General features: G+C 66.9%; 1 pseudogene. It reads left to right on the forward strand.

Annotated elements, in window-relative coordinates:
* Positions 1-373 (forward strand): annotated as a pseudogene (locus tag CCN56_RS41115) (hypothetical protein); the annotation flags it as partial.
* Positions 374-668: the final 295 nt, after the last annotated feature.

Raw genomic sequence — 668 nt, forward strand, 5'->3', positions numbered from 1 at the left:
CGCCCTCGACGCGCTCGGCCCGCAGGGACTGAACGACACGTCCTTCGTGGTCGCCGGTTACGGCACCCAGGAGGCGGAGCGCGGCCCGGGCGGGCAGACGCACCCCGGCGGCGGCGTCCGCATGAAGGCGCCGGTCACCTTCGACGCGCTCAACAGCGCCTGGATCCGGCTCGGCATGACCGCGCCCCAGGGGAACGGCGGCGCCTGCTACGGCGACTCGGGCGGCCCCAACTTCGCGACGCTGAAGGGCAAGTCGACCCTGGTGGCCACCACGATCACCGGCGATACGCCGTGCTACGCGACCAATGTGGTCTATCGGCTGGACACTCCCGGTGCGCGTGACTTCCTGAAGCCGTACGTGCAGCTTCCCTGACGCCCCGGCCCCGGACCCCGTCACTCTCCGTGATCTTCGCACGATGTGGAATCGAGCCGAGCGGGCGAGCGGTTTCGTCCGCTCAGCTTTCTGCCACTGTCCGATATCCGGAGAGTCGGGCGAGGGGTGCGACAGGACCAAGATTCACTCAAGCCCCTTAGCGGAACTGCGCGTTCTCAGTATGTGAACACTGCATTACAGACCCTAATGCCCCGGTTTTTCCACTCGGCGCGCACACTCTTTCCCCGTCGGCATAACAAGACAGTCACATCCTGACCTCGCCGCTCCCCGACCC

Source organism: Streptomyces sp. NRRL B-24572 (genome assembly GCF_002156145.1).
GTDB lineage: Bacteria > Actinomycetota > Actinomycetes > Streptomycetales > Streptomycetaceae > Streptomyces > Streptomyces vietnamensis.